The sequence below is a fragment of the Niallia sp. MER 6 genome (assembly GCF_023714395.1).
GTDB lineage: Bacteria > Bacillota > Bacilli > Bacillales > Cytobacillaceae > Niallia.
The window spans coordinates 32,073-50,535 of record NZ_JAMAUK010000002.1 but is presented as its reverse complement, the minus strand read 5'-3'; the positions used below and the strand labels follow the sequence as shown (position 1 = coordinate 50,535).

Annotated in this window: 23 protein-coding genes; 12 read left to right on the top strand and 11 right to left on the bottom strand. The window is 39.2% G+C overall.

The genetic code is table 11. From position 1 onward, the window contains the following. Window positions 1–32: 32 nt before the first annotated feature. Window positions 33–509, bottom strand: coding sequence for a divergent PAP2 family protein (locus tag M3600_RS02815; protein WP_233316475.1), 477 nt, complete (start codon window positions 507–509; stop codon window positions 33–35). Window positions 510–801: 292 nt separating this feature from the next. Here M3600_RS02815 and M3600_RS02810 point away from each other — a divergent pair, with 292 nt between their 5' ends. Further along, on the top strand, window positions 802–2,304 hold the full coding sequence (locus tag M3600_RS02810) for a leucyl aminopeptidase (protein WP_251644701.1): 1,503 nt from the start codon (window positions 802–804) through the stop codon (window positions 2,302–2,304). 47 nt (window positions 2,305–2,351) lie between these two features. Here M3600_RS02810 and M3600_RS02805 read toward each other — a convergent pair whose 3' ends face one another. Genes M3600_RS02805 through M3600_RS02795 form a run of 3 tightly spaced genes read right to left on the bottom strand, consistent with a single transcriptional unit; the run spans window position 2,352 to window position 4,730 of the window. Beyond that, window positions 2,352–3,380 (bottom strand): alpha/beta fold hydrolase, encoded by a 1,029-nt coding sequence (locus tag M3600_RS02805; RefSeq protein ID WP_233316473.1) that lies wholly within the window; start codon window positions 3,378–3,380, stop codon window positions 2,352–2,354. 1 nt (window position 3,381) lies between these two features. Then, entirely contained in the window at window positions 3,382–3,903 is a 522-nt protein-coding gene (locus M3600_RS02800; RefSeq protein WP_233316472.1) for a hypothetical protein, read from the bottom strand. A 53-nt stretch (window positions 3,904–3,956) separates the two neighbouring features. After that, window positions 3,957–4,730, bottom strand: a complete 774-nt coding sequence (locus M3600_RS02795) for an SDR family oxidoreductase (RefSeq protein ID WP_233316623.1) — start codon at window positions 4,728–4,730, stop codon at window positions 3,957–3,959. Window positions 4,731–4,931: 201 nt separating this feature from the next. Here M3600_RS02795 and M3600_RS02790 point away from each other — a divergent pair, with 201 nt between their 5' ends. Beyond that, window positions 4,932–5,132 (top strand): hypothetical protein, encoded by a 201-nt coding sequence (locus tag M3600_RS02790; RefSeq protein WP_233316471.1) that lies wholly within the window; start codon window positions 4,932–4,934, stop codon window positions 5,130–5,132. Between the two features lie 44 nt (window positions 5,133–5,176). Here the strand turns inward: M3600_RS02790 and M3600_RS02785 are convergent, their stop codons facing one another. Together M3600_RS02785 and M3600_RS02780 are read right to left on the bottom strand one after the other, a co-directional pair. Then, window positions 5,177–5,551: a YuzC family spore coat inner layer protein gene (locus M3600_RS02785; RefSeq protein ID WP_233316470.1), complete on the bottom strand. Its 375-nt coding sequence runs from the start codon at window positions 5,549–5,551 to the stop codon at window positions 5,177–5,179. A gap of 154 nt (window positions 5,552–5,705) precedes the next feature. Beyond that, window positions 5,706–5,885, bottom strand: coding sequence for an asparagine synthase (locus tag M3600_RS02780; RefSeq protein WP_233316469.1), 180 nt, complete (start codon window positions 5,883–5,885; stop codon window positions 5,706–5,708). A 280-nt stretch (window positions 5,886–6,165) separates the two neighbouring features. On the opposite strand from M3600_RS02780, the gene M3600_RS02775 reads away from it, so the two are divergent. Next, a complete protein-coding gene (locus M3600_RS02775) occupies window positions 6,166–6,720 on the top strand; it encodes a DUF5366 family protein (RefSeq protein ID WP_233316468.1) in 555 nt (184 codons plus the stop codon). A gap of 35 nt (window positions 6,721–6,755) precedes the next feature. On the opposite strand, the gene M3600_RS02770 is transcribed toward M3600_RS02775, so the two are convergent. After that, on the bottom strand, window positions 6,756–7,868 hold the full coding sequence (locus tag M3600_RS02770) for a transglycosylase domain-containing protein (protein ID WP_251644700.1): 1,113 nt from the start codon (window positions 7,866–7,868) through the stop codon (window positions 6,756–6,758). 50 nt (window positions 7,869–7,918) lie between these two features. Beyond that, entirely contained in the window at window positions 7,919–8,614 is a 696-nt protein-coding gene (locus M3600_RS02765) for a biosynthetic peptidoglycan transglycosylase (RefSeq protein WP_251644699.1), read from the bottom strand. Window positions 8,615–8,836: 222 nt separating this feature from the next. Between M3600_RS02765 and kapD the strand changes: the two genes are divergently transcribed. Then, the gene (kapD, locus tag M3600_RS02760; RefSeq protein WP_233316466.1) at window positions 8,837–9,457 is read left to right on the top strand and encodes a 3'-5' exonuclease KapD; all 621 of its coding nucleotides are present in this window, start codon (window positions 8,837–8,839) and stop codon (window positions 9,455–9,457) included. A gap of 100 nt (window positions 9,458–9,557) precedes the next feature. Here kapD and kapB read toward each other — a convergent pair whose 3' ends face one another. After that, window positions 9,558–9,953 (bottom strand): kinase-associated lipoprotein KapB, encoded by a 396-nt coding sequence (gene kapB / locus M3600_RS02755; protein ID WP_233316465.1) that lies wholly within the window; start codon window positions 9,951–9,953, stop codon window positions 9,558–9,560. A gap of 132 nt (window positions 9,954–10,085) precedes the next feature. Between kapB and M3600_RS02750 the strand changes: the two genes are divergently transcribed. After that, window positions 10,086–10,598: a superoxide dismutase family protein gene (locus M3600_RS02750; protein ID WP_233316464.1), complete on the top strand. Its 513-nt coding sequence runs from the start codon at window positions 10,086–10,088 to the stop codon at window positions 10,596–10,598. 47 nt (window positions 10,599–10,645) lie between these two features. Here the strand turns inward: M3600_RS02750 and M3600_RS02745 are convergent, their stop codons facing one another. Beyond that, window positions 10,646–11,902, bottom strand: a complete 1,257-nt coding sequence (locus M3600_RS02745; RefSeq protein ID WP_267913430.1) for an Nramp family divalent metal transporter — start codon at window positions 11,900–11,902, stop codon at window positions 10,646–10,648. 260 nt (window positions 11,903–12,162) lie between these two features. Between M3600_RS02745 and M3600_RS02740 the strand changes: the two genes are divergently transcribed. From M3600_RS02740 to yugI, 4 genes are all read left to right on the top strand, one after another. Then, complete coding sequence (locus tag M3600_RS02740; RefSeq protein ID WP_233316463.1) at window positions 12,163–12,423, top strand: DUF1871 family protein; 261 nt, start codon at window positions 12,163–12,165, stop codon at window positions 12,421–12,423. A 40-nt stretch (window positions 12,424–12,463) separates the two neighbouring features. After that, window positions 12,464–12,964 (top strand): Lrp/AsnC family transcriptional regulator, encoded by a 501-nt coding sequence (locus M3600_RS02735; RefSeq protein ID WP_233316462.1) that lies wholly within the window; start codon window positions 12,464–12,466, stop codon window positions 12,962–12,964. Next, a complete protein-coding gene (locus M3600_RS02730; RefSeq protein WP_233316461.1) occupies window positions 12,964–14,136 on the top strand; it encodes an aminotransferase in 1,173 nt (390 codons plus the stop codon). Before M3600_RS02735 ends, M3600_RS02730 begins: the two co-directional genes overlap by 1 nt. Before the next feature lie 197 nt (window positions 14,137–14,333). Next, on the top strand, window positions 14,334–14,744 hold the full coding sequence (gene yugI / locus M3600_RS02725; protein WP_233316460.1) for a S1 domain-containing post-transcriptional regulator GSP13: 411 nt from the start codon (window positions 14,334–14,336) through the stop codon (window positions 14,742–14,744). A gap of 49 nt (window positions 14,745–14,793) precedes the next feature. Here the strand turns inward: yugI and M3600_RS02720 are convergent, their stop codons facing one another. Continuing rightward, window positions 14,794–15,027 carry a DUF378 domain-containing protein gene (locus M3600_RS02720; RefSeq protein ID WP_233316459.1) on the bottom strand — a complete coding sequence of 78 codons (234 nt, stop codon included), beginning with the start codon at window positions 15,025–15,027 and terminating at the stop codon, window positions 14,794–14,796. A 249-nt stretch (window positions 15,028–15,276) separates the two neighbouring features. Between M3600_RS02720 and M3600_RS02715 the strand changes: the two genes are divergently transcribed. The 3 genes from M3600_RS02715 (at window position 15,277) to M3600_RS02705 (ending at window position 18,440) form a co-directional block, all read left to right on the top strand. After that, the gene (locus M3600_RS02715; protein WP_237941841.1) at window positions 15,277–16,440 is read left to right on the top strand and encodes an iron-containing alcohol dehydrogenase; all 1,164 of its coding nucleotides are present in this window, start codon (window positions 15,277–15,279) and stop codon (window positions 16,438–16,440) included. A gap of 199 nt (window positions 16,441–16,639) precedes the next feature. Continuing rightward, a complete protein-coding gene (locus M3600_RS02710; protein ID WP_233316457.1) occupies window positions 16,640–17,989 on the top strand; it encodes a glucose-6-phosphate isomerase in 1,350 nt (449 codons plus the stop codon). A gap of 118 nt (window positions 17,990–18,107) precedes the next feature. Beyond that, the gene (locus M3600_RS02705; RefSeq protein WP_233316456.1) at window positions 18,108–18,440 is read left to right on the top strand and encodes a four-helix bundle copper-binding protein; all 333 of its coding nucleotides are present in this window, start codon (window positions 18,108–18,110) and stop codon (window positions 18,438–18,440) included. The last annotated feature ends 23 nt before the right edge of the window (window positions 18,441–18,463 follow it).

The window sequence follows — 18,463 nt, the reverse complement described above, 5'->3', positions numbered from 1 at the left end:
GTTCCACAGGAGATTTCTCCGTGGAACTTTTTTTAGTGAAAAATTAAATCGAGAATGAGTGTTAAAGCTATCCCGGTAAGTCCTCCAAAGAAAACCTCAATCGGCTTATGTCCGAGGAGCTCTTTCAACTGCTTTCTCTTTTGCTGTTCAGGCTTTTGCTGCCAGCCCTTAGCATCATCTACAAATTTATTGAAATCATCCACCAGCTGATTCAGCACTATTGCTTGTTCCCCAGCCTGCCGTCTAACACCAGTTGCATCGAACATAGTAATGATCGCAAAGATAGCTGACACGGCGAAAATCGGGGAATCAGCGCCAGTTTCTAAGGCAACGCCTGTTGAGAGTGCTGTTACTGCAGCTGAATGAGAACTTGGCATGCCTCCTGTGCTTGTAAGCAAGGACCAGTCAATTTTTTTTGTAACAAAAAAAGTAATTGGGACCTTAACAAACTGAGCGAAGAAAATTGCTGCAAGACTTGCTAAAAAAGGAAAATTGATAAGCAGATCCAAAAAAATCACCTCAAGGTTATGTATTCTCTCTAAAATAAAACACTACCCGTATTGCAGCAAATTAAATCTTTTTGAAAAGCAAGTCCTTCCAATCCAATAATAAAAGTCAATAATTATGGAAATAGTGTTAATTGAAAGATATTGCTTTCTCTTATTATAACATAACCAAATTACTGGAGTTCTACTTAAAAAGCATTATTATCTTGGGAAGAAAACTAATTAGCTATACGAAATATCTCGCAGTCCGCTATAATAGAAAAGAAGCAGCAACAGAATGGAGGAAGAAAAATATATGTTTAACTTTAAACAAGAATGGAACTTTACAGATAAATTAGAATGTATAGTAATTGGATTGTTTGAAAAGTCTATTAAACTGGAAGGTAAATTAGCAGAGCTTGATGAAGTCTTTGGAGGAGAATTAACTAATCTGCTGAAGGAAAACGATTTGTCTGCAAAGAAAAAACACATACATATTGTGCATACATTCAGTAAAATTGGCGCAAAAAGAATTGTTTTTGCTGGGTTAGGAAAACAAAAGGAGCTTACCTTCCATGAAGTGCAGGAAATTTATGGAGCTGTATTTCAAGAGCTTTCTAAAGCTAAGTATCAGCAAGCAGCCGTTTTTGTAGAATCCTTTGTGACGGAAACTCTAGATGCTCTTGACAATTCCCATGCATTAGCAGAAGCATTAGCATTGTCTACATACGAGTTTGAAGGCTATAAGCAAAAATCCAATGAGCCAGAGAAAAAGATTGAGGAAGTAATTCTCTACAGCGCAACAGACGAAGAAGAAGTACGTGCTGCTGCAATTGTAGGCTATACATACGGAAAGGGAACTAACTCTGCGAGAACACTTGTCAACCTGCCTGGTAACATGCTGACAGCTACTGATATGGCTGAGTATGCAAAGCAGCTTGGAGAAAAATACAGCTTTGAGGTTGAGATTCTGGAGAAGGAGGATATGCTCAAGCTTGGAATGGGAGCTATTCTTGCAGTGAATCAAGGCTCGACCGAACCGCCAAAAATGATTGTCCTTAAGTATCAGGGCAAAGAAGAATGGACAGATGTAATCGGTCTTGTAGGAAAAGGAGTCACCTTTGATACGGGCGGTTATTCTATTAAGCCGAAGGACGGGATTGTCGGCATGAAAACAGATATGGGCGGTGCGGCTGCTGTTCTTGGCGCAATGGAAATCATTGGAGAGCTTAAGCCAGAACAAAATGTAGTTGCTGTCATTGCTTCAACAGATAATATGATCAGCGGTTCTGCTTTTAAGCCAGATGACGTTATCACTTCGATGAGCGGCAAAACTATTGAAGTATTAAATACAGACGCAGAGGGCCGTCTCGTGCTTGCTGATGCTGTCACATATGCGAAGCAACACGGTGCAGGTTATTTAGTGGATGTAGCAACATTAACTGGTGGTGTGATTGTTGCACTAGGTATGGAAACAACTGGTGCAATGACAAATGATGAAGCTCTGTTTGAACAAGTGCTAGAAGCATCTTATGAAGCAGGAGAGCCTATTTGGAGACTGCCGATATTTGAAAGCCATAAGAAAAGAGTCAGAAACAGCCCGGTTGCTGATTTGAACAATTCTCCTGGACGAGAAGGACATGCCATTGTGGCAGGTGCTTTTATTGGCGAGTTTGCAGAAGGAACACCATGGGTACATCTTGATATTGCCGGTACTTCTTATACAAATAACAGCTCAGAACTGCAGAAAGCAGGAGCAACAGGTGTTATGACAAGAACATTAGCGCTATTGGTTGAAAGATTTAATCAAGAGGGATAAAAAATATTAAAAGAGCTGCATCCAAAGGGATGCAGCTTTTTAGCATTTTAACAATCATCATCAACTGGAGTGCAATGGTTGAGTAGCCAATCCTCCATTGGGAAAGGCATAGATTTATTGGCAACTAACGATGCATGCCCGCCTTCAAACAGGATGAATGTCTTGTCTTCACTTCCCACAAGATCCATAATCGGCTCGCACAATTCACTCGGAACAAGGGGATCATATTTGGTTGAAAAAACAAGCAGGTTGCAAGTAATATTCCGAAAATCAACAGGAATTCCGTTAACTTCTAAACCGCCTTCAACAATCTTGTTATCGCGGACATAGTCGTTCATGAGCTGGTTAAAGGCTTTGCCAGGGAGCGGGATATGATCAAGCGTCCATTTGTTCATCCGCAGCCATTTTTCCCGGTATTTTGGATCATCACTGCGGTTTAATAATGCCAGATAGTGACTGTATGATACAGGAGCAACGATAAGCCTTGTTCCGTATTTAATGAAATCAGGCGGTACCATTCCAATGGTATCAATAAAATCATCTACTTTCACTTCCCCGTCGCGCAAGGCTTTTTGCCATTTGTCAAAGATAGGAAATTGGGAGAAGTCAATCGGAGATACAGCTAAAATAAGGTTTTTTATTTTTTGATCGGTAATAGCTGCAAAAACGGTTGCCAATGTCCCTCCAAGGCAAAAGCCAATAACTGTCATCTCGTTTGTGCAAGCATGGCGCAGTGCTCTTGTGTATGCTTTTTCAATATACTTCGTAATATAGTCATCAATTGTAGTATTGCGATCTTCGAAACCTGGAGTGCCAAAGTCAATTAAATAGGTGTCATATCCGGCATTTGTAAATGCCTCAATCAGACTGAGTGATGGAGCTAAATCTAAAATATATGCTTTGTTAACGACAGAATATATCAAGAAAATCGGTTCTTTAAACTTTCTATGTTTAGAAGGATAATACCAGAGGGTTGCTTTGTTTTTCTTCCAGATTGGATATTTCTCAGAGAGGCCGACAGGTATTTCATCCTCCGAAAGTGCATCCAAAAAATGAGAGAATCGTTTTAAAACCATATCAGTTCACCTTGTAAGGATCAACAGAAGGTGTTTCCGTTATAATCAGCTGCTCTTTTTGTTCGGCCATTTTTTGTTTAACTTGCAGCATCTCTTGTTGAAGTGTGGCAATCTCCTCTTCTTGTTTGGCAATTTCTTCACTTAAGCTTGCAGAAAGTGGAGCATCCATTGATTCATGATTGCTTAATGCAATCTTTGCGACAAGCTCTTTCATTTCATGAAGCATTTTTGTAATTTGATAAAGCTGGTCGTCAATATTGTCGATTTTTTCTTCTGATTGCAGGATAAGCTGTGTGGCATTAGACAGGTCTGTCTTAGTAGGGAAATTTAAAACAGCAGCTGTTTGTTCTGTATATTGTTGAAGTTTTTTTATCTTTTTTGTAAGGGCATTTGTTTGTGTTTTTGCAACATTGATTAATGAATAATGGTTGAGCTGATTTTGAATCATATTGTTAATTTTAAACTGAAGGAAGGTTCCTCCCTTTTTGAGTAAATCATATACATCTAATGTAACCTGACCCATTTGTTAACATCCTTTCTTTTTCAAATATCAGATTTGTCACACCCTTGCAAAGCTTAGAGCATGGATGACAAACCGCCATCTATGGCAATAGTCTGTCCTGTTATATAGTCCGAACCTATGCCTGCCAATAATAGTGTCAACCCTTTTAAGTCACTGGAATGGCCGACTCTATGTGCTGGAATCTTCATCAATAGCTGTTTTTCATGTTTCTCTAATACAGAAGTGATTTTTGTTGGGAAAAAGCCCGGAGCAATTGCATTGACTTGGATATTATACGGAGCTAGTTTTACTGCTAGTTCTTTAGTTAGAGTTATAATCGCACCTTTGCTCGTATTATAGGCAATTGCATCTAAGAAAAGAGGGTGTGTGCCGAAGTTAGCTGTAACAGAGGAGATGTTGATAATTTTTCCGCTTTTTTGCTGCAGCATTTTTTTGGCAGCAGCTTGGGAAAACAAAAAGGTTCCTTTAACATTTACATCCATCACTTTGTCCCATTTATCTTCCGGATAATCTAATGTAGGTGCTATCCAGGAAGTGCCGCTGTTGTTAACAAGAATGTCTATGGAGCCAAACTGTTCTTCAGTTTTTGCGATAACCTGATCGATATCCTTTTGATTCGAAACATCACAAGAAAGTGCCAATGCCTGTATACCTTTTTCTTTAAGAAACTCGACTGTTTCACTGCTGTTGCTTAGCTTTCTTGAGCAAATAACAATGTTGGCACCTGCTTCGCCTAATGCAGCGGCCATCTCTTTGCCTAACCCTCGTCCCCCGCCTGTTACAATAGCTGTTTTGCCTGTTAGATCAAACAACTCATTCATCTCTATGCCCTTGCCTCCTGTAGTTCAAGTTTTTTCCCTATAGTATAAACAAGCAGTGGGTGAAAGGTGCGAAAAATAATGATAATCCCCAAGCCTATTAAGGGAGAATTTTTACAGGGAAGGCGGCTGCCCAGTCCAAAAGAGGGACAGATGCATATGTAATAGAGTATACTGCTACAAATAAAGAAGAGGAGGCAATGCGTGCATATGTATGGATATAGATATCGTCCTCAAGATTCAAGAATTTTCTTTGGAGCACCATTAGTTGGTGGATTAATAGGTGGATTAGTAGGAGGAGCAGTCGGAGGTGCGCTAGTTAGACCAAGACCTTATTTTTATGGACCGCCAGTCCCTTATGGACCGGTTCCATATGGTCCAGCTCCGTACGGCCCATACCCTTATTATTAAAAGTATTTTCCCGCATTATTTGTATGCGGGAGTTTTTTTTTTTATTATTCACTCCAGCGCAGCTTCAATGTTAAATAACAGCATGGAGGAGCATTCTTATTGTCAAAATCAAGTGTGATTCCATCCGGATTATATTTAATTTTTGGGAGGTTTTTTATTCCGCTTGTGCGAAGTAATTCATTTACAGCGCTGGAATTGGAGGCTTGAGCTGCTTGCATAACTCTTCTTGCATAATCTCTTGATTGGAATCTTGTTATAAGTGTATTTGCATCTGTTAACAGGGCCATGCTGCTTTGCGCACTTTTAACAAACTGATCTGGCTTTACTTCCGGAAGCTGACGAATGGGATAAGGATAATGCAAATATGGGTGAATGGGAATTGGCTGATAAGGATAAACACGATGAGAAGGTCTTAACATATTATTCACTCCAATCAGTTTCTGTTAGTGGCTACTTTATCGTATTCCTATCCAGTTTTTCATATGTACACTTTAGGCACTTTTATGTCCTTTGGCGTAATAAAAAAAGCACTAGGCGAAACGAAAAGCCGCTTCGCGCTAATGCATAAATTCATTACTTGTTGCGGTGCTCCACTAAATCAATCGCTCCTAATACAATATGTGCTAAGCCAAAGCCAAACACCGTATTGGAAACCATAGAGTCGATTTTGCGGTTCTGCTTCATTACAAGGCCAGCTGTAGTTACTGCAGTACCTAAAACAGTCGGAATTAAACCTTCACGAATATTTTCCATTTAGCTTCACCCCAGTTATAATTTGCCCCTTCTTGTAGGACAATAATAGTATGTGCTTAAACCCCCTTTATTAAGCCCTGTATTGGATTGGTACATATTGTTTTTAAAGCTTCATTAAAATTGTTCATACTTTGTGTATTAACCAATATGTAAGGAAAAAATAGAGAGGAGTAAGCTTTTAGAAAGATGGATTTTTGCTTAATAAGGCATTTCCTAATACAATAAGAGCTATATATCTTTATTACCAATGTTTAGCATAAGGAGTTATTAAAGGAATTAGATGAATACATATCTGACTAGTTACTTTCCGCTTTTTTCTATCAGTTTTTTTAGCTTATCTTTTGCAATCCGCATCCAGTCAACAGTGATTGACCTTTTTAAAAGGCTGGGGATGTATGAGGGTTTGTTGGAATTTTTCTCAGAGACAGGGATTAGGCTTGCATTGCTGCTGTTTTTTTGCGTGTTTATTTTTATGGCGTTATCTGCACTTAAACTGATTGCAGACACTTTAAATGGGTTATCGTTATTGTTTTTTTCCATTGATTCAAAAGGGGACAGCTTAATCAAAACAAGGAAAGGAAGCTTCATTTATTTTTGCGGCAGTATTCTCTCCTTGTTCGGTGTATACAGCTATATTATTCTTCTTGCTATCTTTGTCGTGACGACACTTGTTTACTTTGTTTATTTCGTTAACTCTGCAAGCGGCAGTCTGAATTTTAGCGGAATCATTTTTTATATTTTCTTTCAAGTATTAACATGGGCTGTCATGATTACAGGATTTCTGTTATTATGTATCAAGCTATATAACGCTATTATTGGCAGCTTGCCAATCTAAAAAAGCACCTGTCCATTTTTTGAACAGGTGCTTTTTTATGGTATCAATATCTTTTTCCAAATAGAAAGATGGGGAGCATTGCTTTCAATGCTTTTCAAATTGGTTGGGGCATCCTTTCCGACCCAAACACCAACAGTTAAATCATTAGATAAACCGACCATCCAATAATCTTTATAATCATTCGTAGTACCAGTTTTTCCTCCCAGATAAGGAGCTTGAAAATTTGCCTTCTTTGCTGTTCCGGATGTCACTGTGTGTTTTAGCAAGGTTCTCATCTTGTCATTCGTCGCTTTATTCCAGACCGTTTCCTCTGCTTCCTTCCATTCATAAAGCAGATTGCCGTCAGCATCTGTTACGGACGTGATGGCATGTGAGCTTTTAAAGCTGCCGTTATTTCCAAAGACAGTATAAGCATTCGTCATCTCAAGCGGAGACATACCAACTGTGAATCCACCGATAGCGGAGGACAGATGAACATCCTCTTCTGTCACCTTTTTAAAAGGAAAATGAGCTAAATAGCTGAAAGCAGTTTTTAGTCCAATACTATCTGCAAGCCTGACAGCAGGTGTATTATAGGAATGAATAAAAGCTTGATCTAATGTGACATTTCCATAGTCTTGACCACTGTAATTTTGCGGGCAATAACCGTCTTTGCAAAAAGCATCCGCATTAACGGTGGATTTAACTCCTTTACCTGTTTCCTGCAGATAAGGTCCATACACAAGAAGCGGCTTGATAGCAGAACCAGGCTGGCGATATGCTTGATAGCTCCGGTTAAACTCATATTTTTTATAGTTCTTCCCGCCAACAAGTGCGCCTATTGTATGGTTCTTGTGATCGATAACAACTGCTGCTGCTTCTACATCTGTTGTTATCAGGGAGCTTTTCACTGCTTTTACCGCTTTCTCCTGCAAGCTGCGGTCCATTCCTGTATGAATAATAACGCCACTTTCAAGGAGCTTCTGAACTTCAGCATCCAGCTCTTTGCTGAGAATTCCCTTTTCCTTGTCATTTGCTTTTGTTATTTTTTTAGCATAACCTTTTTCTTCAGAAACGAGTGCTCGTAATTCATCCTCCACATATGAGACATAGTCTGGATAAAGATCTGTTTTCTTTTGCACGTGAAGTGTTATTTTTTCATTTGTCATCTTTTTAGCTTCACTGCTGGATATTTTACCCTCTTTTTCCATTAAGGATATTAACCGTTCTTGTCTCTTTTTTGTTTGTTCAAAATGTTTAAGCGGATCATTATAGTTGGATTATTAGGAATGCTTGCCAAAAAAGACAGTTCTGCTTTGGACAAGTCACTCGATTTGCTGCTGAAGTAATAATTCGCTGCTGCTTCAATGCCATACATATTATTGGCAAAATAAACGGCATTAATATATTGAGTAAGAATTTCTGCTTTTGACCACTTTCTTTCAAGCTCATAAGCGTAAAGAAGCTCTTTTAGTTTTCGATTGTAGGTTTTATCGTAAGATTGAAACATATTCCGGGCTAACTGCTGGGTAATAGTACTCCCGCCTTGTTCAATAGTATCTGATTCAGCATTGGTCAAGAGAGCCCTCCCGATTGCCGGCAGATCAAAGCCAGCATGTTCATAAAAATGCTGATCCTCTGATAAGATGAACAAATCTTTCACATATTGGGGGATTTCTTCATTTATCAAGTTTTTTCGTATCCCTGCTTGCGGGCTGATTTCTGATATGCTTCTTCCACTATTATCCAAAATGTAGCTGGATTGAGCGAGTGTCATGGAAGAGACTGGTATATTGTCGTCCAAAAATTGATGGAAGCTGACATATTTCTTTTTTTCTGCTGCTGTAAAATAAAGAACAGCTACTAAAGCAATTAGCATTATTACTATAAAGGAAACCCCAAGTTTTTTTCGCATTAATTTTCCCTCATTACTTAAAATCCGTTAATAAAAGCATAAAGGATTTTTTATAAATATGCATGAAGTATTTTGCTGAAAAAAAGGGCAAAATATTACCATAATAGTAAACAAAAAAATAAATAGAAAATTTTAAAGCTTCGCGAATATTCTGTTATAATATAAGAAAAGGTTTTTAGGATAGATGGATCGGAGATTTACTTAGAGAAAGAAGGTGAAAAAATGGAGAAGCAGCAACAATATTTATTTATAGATTTTGAGTTTACCATGCCAGAAAAAAATGCTAAGTATAAAGGTTTTCAACCTGAAATAATTGAAGTGGGCATCGTCGCCGTCGTTAATGACAAGATAAGAGAAACCTTTTCTGCCTATGTGGCTCCAAGCAAGTTTCCCATTCTTTCAGAGCGATGCAAATCCTTCCTGCACATACATCAGGAACAAGTCGATAACGGAATTCCATTTCACGGTTTGCTCGATAAAATCAAGGAGATGGGCAGCGGTTTCTCAAATACAGTTGTAACATGGGGTAATATGGACATGAAGGTGCTCAGGAATAATTGCACTATGGCAGGTGCGTCATTTCCTCTTGCTTGCAGTGAAATAGATTTGTCGATGGAATATAAGCGGTTTTTCGGAGACCAGAATCAGACAGGATTATGGAAAGCAGTGCGGGAATACGGGAGCGAAGGGACAGGAAGACATCACCGCGCCTTAGATGATGCGCTGACAACCTATGACATATTTAAGTTTGTTGAAAAGGACAAAAGGTATTTAGGAAAGACGGAAACGACAACGATTGGCGATTTAATTGATCTATCTAAGTTTTATAATAAATTTGCATGAAAAAAGGATTGACAGCTAAGCTTGTTCTACTAGTTGCCACCCTTTTATTTTTTTGCCTAAAAAGGATTCCTCCCATATAAGGAAGAAATCCCGAAAAAAATTAAGCTTTTGTAATTGCCCGGCGGTACTCCTGCTCCAGTATGTCAAGATTGCTTAAGCTTCTTGCTGCAAATGGGGAATTGTCTTTACTCAGTTCATCCTTCATTTTCGAGACAGCCTGCAAAAGGGATGTCCCGTATTCTGGAGTCTCCTCCTCATATGGCTTTACCATCGGTTTGGGAGTATTCATCTGTTCTCTGTATGAGAGGGCTTTTCGCTCATGAAAAAAGACATTTTCTGCCTGCTTCGGATTATGTAAATCACCTTGCATAGGGTGCTTAAGAACAGCTAATACCCTCACTAAGTAGCTGTTGCTGCGTATATCTGTAATTTCGCCGATATATTTGCCTGTTTTGTATATGGCAGTAACCTTTGTGCCAATTGTTAGCTCTTCCACATCATTCGCCTCCAAAAACATTCTTTCTTAAATAGTACCATAATAAATCACTATGTTAGAAACAGGGAAACAGCATAATTTAAACAATTCTACAAATAATACTCCTATTATCGGTATTGGAGGAGTTCGTAAATGAAAAAAATCATGCCTATGTTAGCATTGCTTCTTTTAATGGCAGGCTGTGCGGAAGGAGAAGCAACAAAGGTAGATGTGGAAATGTTCAATGATGTCGGCGATTCTTTAGGCAGTATTAATTTGGAGGAGCAGTCTGCAGGAGTGATGCTTACAGTCAACTTAAAGGGGTTGACACCTGGAGTACATGGCCTACACATACATGAGGTAGGAAAATGTGAGGCTCCTACATTTCAAAGTGCAGGAAATCACTTTAATCCTGAGGATAAGGAGCATGGTCTGCTCCATCCAAAAGGAGCACATGCAGGAGACCTTCCCAATCTAATTGTTGAGGATGACGGAACTGTCAAAGCTGAGCTGTTGGCACCGCAAGTCACATTAAGGGACGGCAAGAATTCATTATTTAAACCGAAAGGAACATCCATTGTCATCACTGACCAGGCAGATGATGGAATGACACAGCCGGCAGGTAATTCGGGGGAACGAGTTTATTGCGGCGAAGTCAAAAGATAGCAAAAAGAAGCATGAAACCAGTTGGTTTGCATGCTTCTTTTCTTTTATTAGAAGAAAGTATCGTACAGTAAAAAAAGATTTAAAAGGACAATAACTGCTGCGATCAGCCAAGAGATAATCGTAATTGCTTTCGAGTTTTGCAGGCTGCCCATAATCCGTTTGCTGCTTGTAAACATAATTAACGGGATTAATGCGAAGCCAATTCCAAATGAAAGGATAACCTGGCTTAATACTAATGCTGATGTAGGATTTACTCCTGATGCAATAATAATAATGGGCGGAATAATCGTAATCAGCCTTCTGACATAGATGGGAATTCGAAATTGAATGAAGCCTTGCATAATGACATCTCCGGACATAGTACCAACAGACGAGCTGGACAGCCCGGCAATCAAAAGGCCGAGACCGAACAGGATAGCTGAAGCTGGACTTACAAGCTGCTCGAAATGCTGAAAGGCAACATCCAAGTCATTTACGATAAAGCCATTTGCATGGAATAAGGCACTTGCGACAATAAGCATAGCCGCATTAATAAATCCTGCAATCAGCATGGCAATAAGGATATCAAAAAACTCAAAGCGGAAAATCATTTTCTTCTCTTTTTCTGTTGTACCGACAATCCGTTTTTGCGTTAAGGCAGAGTGCAGATAAATCGCGTGGGGCATAACCGTTGCTCCGAGTATTCCAGCTGCAAGCAGTACACTGTCTGTTCCTTGGAATTGTGGTGTAAACAAACCGTGCAGCACAGAATGGAGCTCTGGTTTTGCGAAGAACATTTGCACAATAAAGGATAAGACAACTATAAACAGCATTGCTGTGATCCCAGCCTCAAGCGATCTGTAGCCTCGTCTTTGCAGCTCCAGTATGGCAAAGCTGCCGATTGCAGCGATAATGCTTGATTCAAGCATCGGAATGCCAAACAGTAAGTAAATGCCGAGTGCAGCACCAATAAATTCAGCTAAATCGGTAGCAATGATAACTATTTCACCTTGAATCCATAAACCGATGCTGACAGGCTTAGGAAATTCCTCCCGGGCGACCTCGGCGAGATTTTTTCCTGTAGCAATCCCTAATTTTGCAGACAGTGACTGAATAATTAAGGCCATAATATTTGAAAACAAGATAACCCATAATAATAAATAACCATATTGAGAACCTGCAGCTATGTTTGTTGCGAAATTTCCTGGATCGATATAAGCAATTGCAGCAATAAAGGCAGGACCAAGAAACGGCAGGAACTTTCTTAGCCCTCCAGGACCATGTAATACAGACCCTGCGTGAGAAGCCTCTTTACTTTTATCCATATGTTCACCTGATTTCTGTTGATTTTTCCTAAGTGATAAAATGTTTCCTTTGTGCAACTTTCCTTTAGGATATTCCTCGATTTCTATTTTGTCAATGAATCTGCAATAAAATGTATAGAGTAAATAAATTGACCTATTGGTTCTCTGTATCGTAAAAATTAGGACCGCAAAAAAATAGCCCTTTTTAGCTGTTATCGTGTTAACTGCGTATATTTTGTGATAGAATATGGACAGCAAAATAGGAGTAAAAAGGTGAAAGTATGAACAATCAAGAAGTTAATCTAGAGCTTGTAAAACTGCTGAATGAATGGGATCCCTTCAAGCTTGGGGAAGGGAATTATGATACGGAAATAGCCGATTGCGTCTATGCCGTCCATGAACTGGACAATAGGGAAGAGCTTGCAGCAGAAATCCAAAAAATTTATGAGTTTTCTTTTGAGGAATTCATACCAATGGATGAGTGTCTTTCTATATCGACAAAGCTGCTGTTAACAAAAGATAACGGCTCTTGCTCCCTGTAATTTGCAATAAAAAAGTACTGTATAATCTGGAGGGATAAAGATGAAGTTGACGGAAAAAGAAATTGAAGTGGCAGAAATTTTAGAAAAAAACGCCCGTATTACAGATGAAGACATAGCTAAAATGATTGAAGAGGACCTTCAGACAACGAAAGAAATTGTCGCAAAGCTTGAAGATTTGAAAGTAGTTGTCCGCTATACAAGTATTGTTGACTGGTCAAAGGTTGAAGGACATGAAGGCGTTACAGCAATGATTGATGTTAAAGTAACTCCAAAACGGGGAGTTGGATTTGATGAAGTAGCCCAAAGAATTTATCGTTTCCAAGAAGTGAAATCGCTGTATTTAATGTCAGGGACATATGATCTGTCTGTGATTATTGAAGGGAAATCGATGAATGATGTGGCAAGATTTGTTTCGGAAAAGCTGTCCACTTTGGATTCTGTTCTTTCCACAACAACCCATTTTATTCTAAAGCAGTATAAACATGATGGAACAATTTTTGAACCGAATAATGATGATAAAAGGATAGTGGTGTCACCGTGATGAATCAAACGAAAAGCTATATCGCCGACAAAGTAGCAGAAATGAAGCCTTCCGGGATAAGACGATTTTTTGATTTGGCTTCCAATATGGAAGGGGTCATCTCACTTGGAGTCGGTGAACCTGACTTTGTTACATCATGGTCAGCAAGGGAAGCTGCTATTCTTTCCTTAGAGCAAGGCTATACTTCCTATACGGCAAATCCAGGAATGCTTGAGCTGCGCGAGGAAATATCGTCTTACATGAACAGAAGATTCCAGGTCGCTTATAATCCGAATTCAGAGATTATTGTAACTGTTGGTGCGAGCCAGGCGATTGATATTGCGTTGCGGGCGATTCTAAATCCAGATGAGGAAGTGATCGTGCTTGAACCTTGTTTTGTTGCGTATGCACCGCTAGTTACACTTGCAGGCGGTGTGCCGGTACCTGTTCAGACGTTAAAAGAACATGAGTTCAAGGTTCTGCCAGAGCAGCTGGAGGAAGTGATTACAGATAAGACAAAAGCAATCATGATATGCTCCCCGAGCAATCCGACAGGCTCCCTATTGTCTGCAGCAGAATTAGCAGCAATCGCAGACGTTGCTAAGAAGCATGACCTGCTTATAATTTCTGATGAGATATATGCAGAGCTGTGCTATGACGAGGAATATACAAGTATGAGCGCCCTAAACGGCATGTGGGAGAGAACATTGCTCATATCCGGATTCTCAAAAGGGTTCGCGATGACGGGCTGGAGACTTGGTTTTGTTTGCGCACCGGAAGAATTGACGCAGGCTATGCTTAAAATCCATCAATACAGCTTAATGTGTGCTCCGACAATGGCGCAATTTGCCGGACTTGAAGCGTTGAGATCAGGCAGCAACGATGTCGAGGAAATGAAGAAGAGCTATCGAAGAAGACGTAATTTCGTTGTACAGTCATTAAACGAAATGGGGCTGACTTGTCATATTCCAGGTGGAGCTTTTTATGCATTCCCTGATATTACATCAACTGGGCTGACATCAGAACAATTCGCTGAAAAGCTGCTGATGGAAGAAAAGGTAGCGGTTGTGCCGGGAAATGTGTTTGGCGAGAGCGGGGAAGGCCATATCCGCTGTTCTTATGCATCTTCCTTAGAACAGCTGCAAGAAGCTTTAAAGAGAATGAAGGCTTTTACAGAAAGATACAGTAAGTAAACAAGGACCGTTTTTAAAACGGTCCTTTCGTTTGGAAAAAATCAGTCAGCATTTATTTAAAAAATTTGCAAAAACTTTAACTGACAAAGCACAATTCAGAGATAATAATAAATACTTTTGTATTAAGGTCTGTTTTGTGATATAATTTTATAATGCATATTAAAGGAAAAATGAATATAAAAACTAGGAGTGTTCTCATGTCAGATAAAATCGAAGTTGGAAGCATAATTACAGGAAAGGTAACAGGCATTCAGCCATACGGCGCTTTCGTTTCTTTAGACGAAAACTTGCAAGGCCTTGTTCATATTTCAGAAGTAACACACGGCTATGTTAAAGATATTAATGAATTTCTTAAAGTAGGCGACGAAGTAAAAGTTAAGGTTCTTTCTGTTGATGATAATGCTGGAAAAATCGGCTTGTCTATCCGCGCTACAGAAGAAGCGCCAGCAGCACCTGCTGATGCTGAAAAAGCTAAAAAGCCTCGTGCTAAACGCCAAGCTGCACCAGTTAAAGTAGATGCAGACAGCAGCCAAGGTTTCAATACACTTAAAGACAAATTGCAAGAGTGGATTGACCAGTCTAACCGCAATGACCTAATTAAGAAATAATAAAAGAAGCAGGATGCCATAAGCATCCTGCTTTTTTTATTGAAAAATCTTATTTAGCAGATCTTGGTTCAGGTTCACGAGAAACTTCGGCACTTGGTTTAAACAACAATCCTAAGTTAATCAAACCGGCAATCCCAACTAATCCGTAAATGATTCTGGATAATGCTGATTCTTGACCGCCAAAGATTGCTGCTACTAAATCAAATTGAAAAAATCCAATTAGTCCCCAATTTATTGCTCCAATAATCGTTAACACTAAAGCTGTTCTTTGAATACCACTCATGATTGTTTCCTCCTTGTATTGGATTCCCTATTATCATGATGCAAAGAGAATATATTTATGCATTTCTTTGTCTGCATTTTTTCCTTTTTTGGGGCATTATAAAGTTTGGTAAGCAACTATAAAAAAATCCAGTTCTTATCTTTTGATTTTCGAATTACTTTAGTAAATAATAAATAGTGTCCTCCTGCTGGTTTCTAGTATTGGGAAGCAAAAGGAGCATTAATTTTTATAATAGGAGGAAAAGGGAACATGAATAATTTTACATTCTATAACCCGACAAAACTGATCTTTGGGAAAGGCCAACTGTCCCAGCTTGCAGATCAACTGGCTCCATACGGAAATAAAGTCCTTCTTGTATATGGTGGAGGTAGTATTAAACGCAGCGGTTTATACGATCAAGTTATTGAGCTTTTAAAAGAAAATAATAAAGAAGTGTTTGAACTTTCAGGAGTTGAACCAAACCCTCGCTTAACTACAGTTCAAAGAGGTGTGGATATCTGTAAGACAGAGGGAATTGATTTCCTTTTAGCAGTAGGTGGAGGAAGTGTCATCGATTGCACGAAAGCAATTTCTGTCGGAGCAAAATATGACGGTGATCCTTGGGATATCGTAACAAGAAAAGCAATACCAAGTGATGCTGTACCATTTGGAACTGTATTAACATTAGCAGCTACAGGCTCTGAAATGAATTCAGGCTCTGTTATTACTAATTGGGAAACGCAAGAAAAATACGGCTGGGGAAGCCCGCTTACATTCCCTGTTTTCTCTATCCTCGATCCAGAGAATACATACACAGTACCTAAAAATCAGACAATTTATGGAATTGTAGACATGATGTCTCATGTACTTGAGCATTATTTCCATTTGGAAGAAAATACACAATTCCAAGACTATATGTGTGAGTCCTTGCTTAAGACAGTAATGGAAACAGGTCCAAAACTTGTTAACGACTTAGAGAATTATGAATATCGTTCCACAATCCTGTACTCCGGTACAATGGCATTAAACGGAATGCTTAACATGGGCTACCAGGGAGACTGGGCAACTCACAATATTGAGCATGCTGTATCAGCAGTTTATGACATTCCGCACGGAGGGGGACTTGCTATTCTATTCCCTAACTGGATGAAGCATAACTTAAGTGTAAAACCTTCAAGATTCAAGCAACTTGCTGTTCGGGTATTTGGGGTTGATCCAGAAGGTAAAACAGATGAAGAAGCTGGATTGGAAGGCATTGAGAAGCTTAGAGAATTCTGGAACAGCATCGGAGCACCTTCAAGGCTGGCAGACTATGATATTGATGACAGCAAGCTTGAGCTGATGGTGGACAGAGCAATGGCAAGAGGAGAATTTGGACGCTTCAATTTATTGAAGGCGGATGATGTTCGCTCCATTTACAAAGCTTCCTTGTAAGCAGAGCTTATTATAAAAAAATTACTAAGTCCCAGCTATGTTAATAGCTGGGACTTAGTAGGTAATAGTGACTAAAAGAAGAATAACCGAAAAAAACTCAAGTTGTATCCGCTTTCAAAACAATCTCATTCTTGATTAGTTTGGACACTTTCGATAAAGTGAAAGAGGATACAAAAATAAATATAATGGAGGATCATTCATGACACACGTTCGTTTTGATTACTCAAAGGCATTAAGCTTTTTTGGAGAACATGAAATTACATACCTATCTGATGCAGTTAAAGTGGCTCATCATTCCCTACATGAAAAAACAGGAGCTGGAAGCGACTTTTTAGGCTGGATTGATCTTCCTGTTGATTACGATAAAGAAGAATTTTCCCGTATCTTAAAAGCATCACAAAAAATCCAAAACGATTCTGAAGTATTGCTTGTTATCGGAATCGGCGGATCTTATCTTGGAGCACGTGCAGCAATCGAGATGCTGAACCACAGCTTCCACAATGCTTTGTCTAAGGATAAAAGAAAAACTCCGCAAATCATCTTTATCGGTAAAGACATCAGCTCAACATATATGAGCGATGTTATCGATTTCTTAGGTGACAAAGATTTCTCAATCAATGTTATCTCTAAATCAGGCACAACAACAGAGCCTGCTATCGCATTCCGTATTTTCCGCAAGCTTTTGGAACAAAAATACGGAGCAGAAGAAGCTAAATCAAGAATTTATGCAACAACTGATAAAGCGCGCGGTGCACTAAAAACACTTGCTACTGAAGAAGGCTTTGAAACTTTTGTTATTCCTGATGATGTCGGCGGTCGTTACTCTGTTCTTACAGCAGTAGGCTTGCTTCCAATCGCTGTAAGCGGTGCAGACATTGAAGCAATGATGAAAGGTGCAGCAGCTGCTCGTGAAGACTTCAGCTCATCTGAACTTAGTGAAAATGCTGCATACCAATATGCTGCAGTTCGCAACGTGCTTTACAATAAAGGCAAAACAATCGAAATGCTTATCAACTATGAGCCAGGACTTCAATACTTCTCTGAATGGTGGAAGCAGCTTTTCGGCGAGAGCGAAGGAAAAGACCAAAAAGGTATTTATCCATCTTCCGCTAACTTCTCAACTGACTTGCACTCATTAGGGCAATATGTTCAAGAAGGACGTCGCGATATTTTCGAAACAGTTGTTAAAGTGGACAAGCCTCGTCATGAATTAACAATTGAAGCAGAAGAAAACGATCTTGACGGCTTGAACTATCTTGCTGGCAAAACAGTTGACTTCGTAAACAACAAAGCATTTGAAGGTACGCTTCTTGCACATACAGACGGCGGTGTGCCGAATCTGATTGTGACAATTCCTGAAATGGATGAATATACTTTCGGTTACTTAGTGTATTTCTTCGAGAAAGCTTGCGCTATCAGCGGATACCTTCTTGGTGTAAATCCATTCGATCAGCCGGGAGTAGAAGCTTATAAAGTTAACATGTTTGCATTGCTTGGTAAACCAGGTTTTGAAGAGAAAAAAGCGGAACTTGAAAGCCGTTTGAAATAAGAGTAAAAAAGGGCAATCCGAAATGGATTGCCCTTTCTCATTTTATAAATCTATCATTTCATGTTTTTAGGAGGAGATTTAAGGATAAATAACTACATAAGTGTTAAGGAGGGATACTATGCTAGTAGAACAAGAACAAACATTAGTAAGGGCATTGCAAGAATGTATGATAGTCTGCAATCATTGCCTGAATGAATGTCTCGCTGAAGATAAATCAAGCATGATGATAGACTGCATACGAACAGACCGAGAATGCTTGGAATTCTGTGGATATCTAGAACAGGCTATTATCCGTCAATCTCCATATGCTAAAGAACTTGCTAAAATCTGTATGCAAGTTTGTGAGGATTGTGCACAGGAATGCCAAAAACATGACCATAAGCATTGTCAGTATTGTGCTGAAGTTTGCTTGCAATGTATGGAAGCATGTAAAACCTATTTAAACAACTAATATTAATAAACAAAAAAACAGCG

Coding starts and splice junctions, on each gene's coding strand:
- M3600_RS02800 (WP_233316472.1), bottom strand. CDS start 3,903: ATGGGTCAGGTTACATTAGATGTATATGATTTACTCAAAAAGGGAGGA.
- M3600_RS02765 (WP_251644699.1), bottom strand. CDS start 8,614: ATGCGAAAAAAACTTGGGGTTTCCTTTATAGTAATAATGCTAATTGCT.
- yugI (WP_233316460.1), top strand. CDS start 14,334: ATGTCAGATAAAATCGAAGTTGGAAGCATAATTACAGGAAAGGTAACA.
- M3600_RS02770 (WP_251644700.1), bottom strand. CDS start 7,868: ATGACAAATGAAAAAATAACACTTCACGTGCAAAAGAAAACAGATCTT.
- M3600_RS02785 (WP_233316470.1), bottom strand. CDS start 5,551: ATGTTAAGACCTTCTCATCGTGTTTATCCTTATCAGCCAATTCCCATT.
- M3600_RS02705 (WP_233316456.1), top strand. CDS start 18,108: ATGCTAGTAGAACAAGAACAAACATTAGTAAGGGCATTGCAAGAATGT.
- M3600_RS02715 (WP_237941841.1), top strand. CDS start 15,277: ATGAATAATTTTACATTCTATAACCCGACAAAACTGATCTTTGGGAAA.
- M3600_RS02720 (WP_233316459.1), bottom strand. CDS start 15,027: ATGAGTGGTATTCAAAGAACAGCTTTAGTGTTAACGATTATTGGAGCA.
- M3600_RS02745 (WP_267913430.1), bottom strand. CDS start 11,902: ATGGATAAAAGTAAAGAGGCTTCTCACGCAGGGTCTGTATTACATGGT.
- M3600_RS02780 (WP_233316469.1), bottom strand. CDS start 5,885: ATGGAAAATATTCGTGAAGGTTTAATTCCGACTGTTTTAGGTACTGCA.
- M3600_RS02750 (WP_233316464.1), top strand. CDS start 10,086: ATGAAAAAAATCATGCCTATGTTAGCATTGCTTCTTTTAATGGCAGGC.
- M3600_RS02790 (WP_233316471.1), top strand. CDS start 4,932: ATGTATGGATATAGATATCGTCCTCAAGATTCAAGAATTTTCTTTGGA.
- kapD (WP_233316466.1), top strand. CDS start 8,837: ATGGAGAAGCAGCAACAATATTTATTTATAGATTTTGAGTTTACCATG.
- M3600_RS02735 (WP_233316462.1), top strand. CDS start 12,464: ATGAAGTTGACGGAAAAAGAAATTGAAGTGGCAGAAATTTTAGAAAAA.
- M3600_RS02730 (WP_233316461.1), top strand. CDS start 12,964: ATGAATCAAACGAAAAGCTATATCGCCGACAAAGTAGCAGAAATGAAG.
- M3600_RS02710 (WP_233316457.1), top strand. CDS start 16,640: ATGACACACGTTCGTTTTGATTACTCAAAGGCATTAAGCTTTTTTGGA.
- M3600_RS02805 (WP_233316473.1), bottom strand. CDS start 3,380: ATGGTTTTAAAACGATTCTCTCATTTTTTGGATGCACTTTCGGAGGAT.
- M3600_RS02775 (WP_233316468.1), top strand. CDS start 6,166: ATGAATACATATCTGACTAGTTACTTTCCGCTTTTTTCTATCAGTTTT.
- M3600_RS02740 (WP_233316463.1), top strand. CDS start 12,163: ATGAACAATCAAGAAGTTAATCTAGAGCTTGTAAAACTGCTGAATGAA.
- M3600_RS02810 (WP_251644701.1), top strand. CDS start 802: ATGTTTAACTTTAAACAAGAATGGAACTTTACAGATAAATTAGAATGT.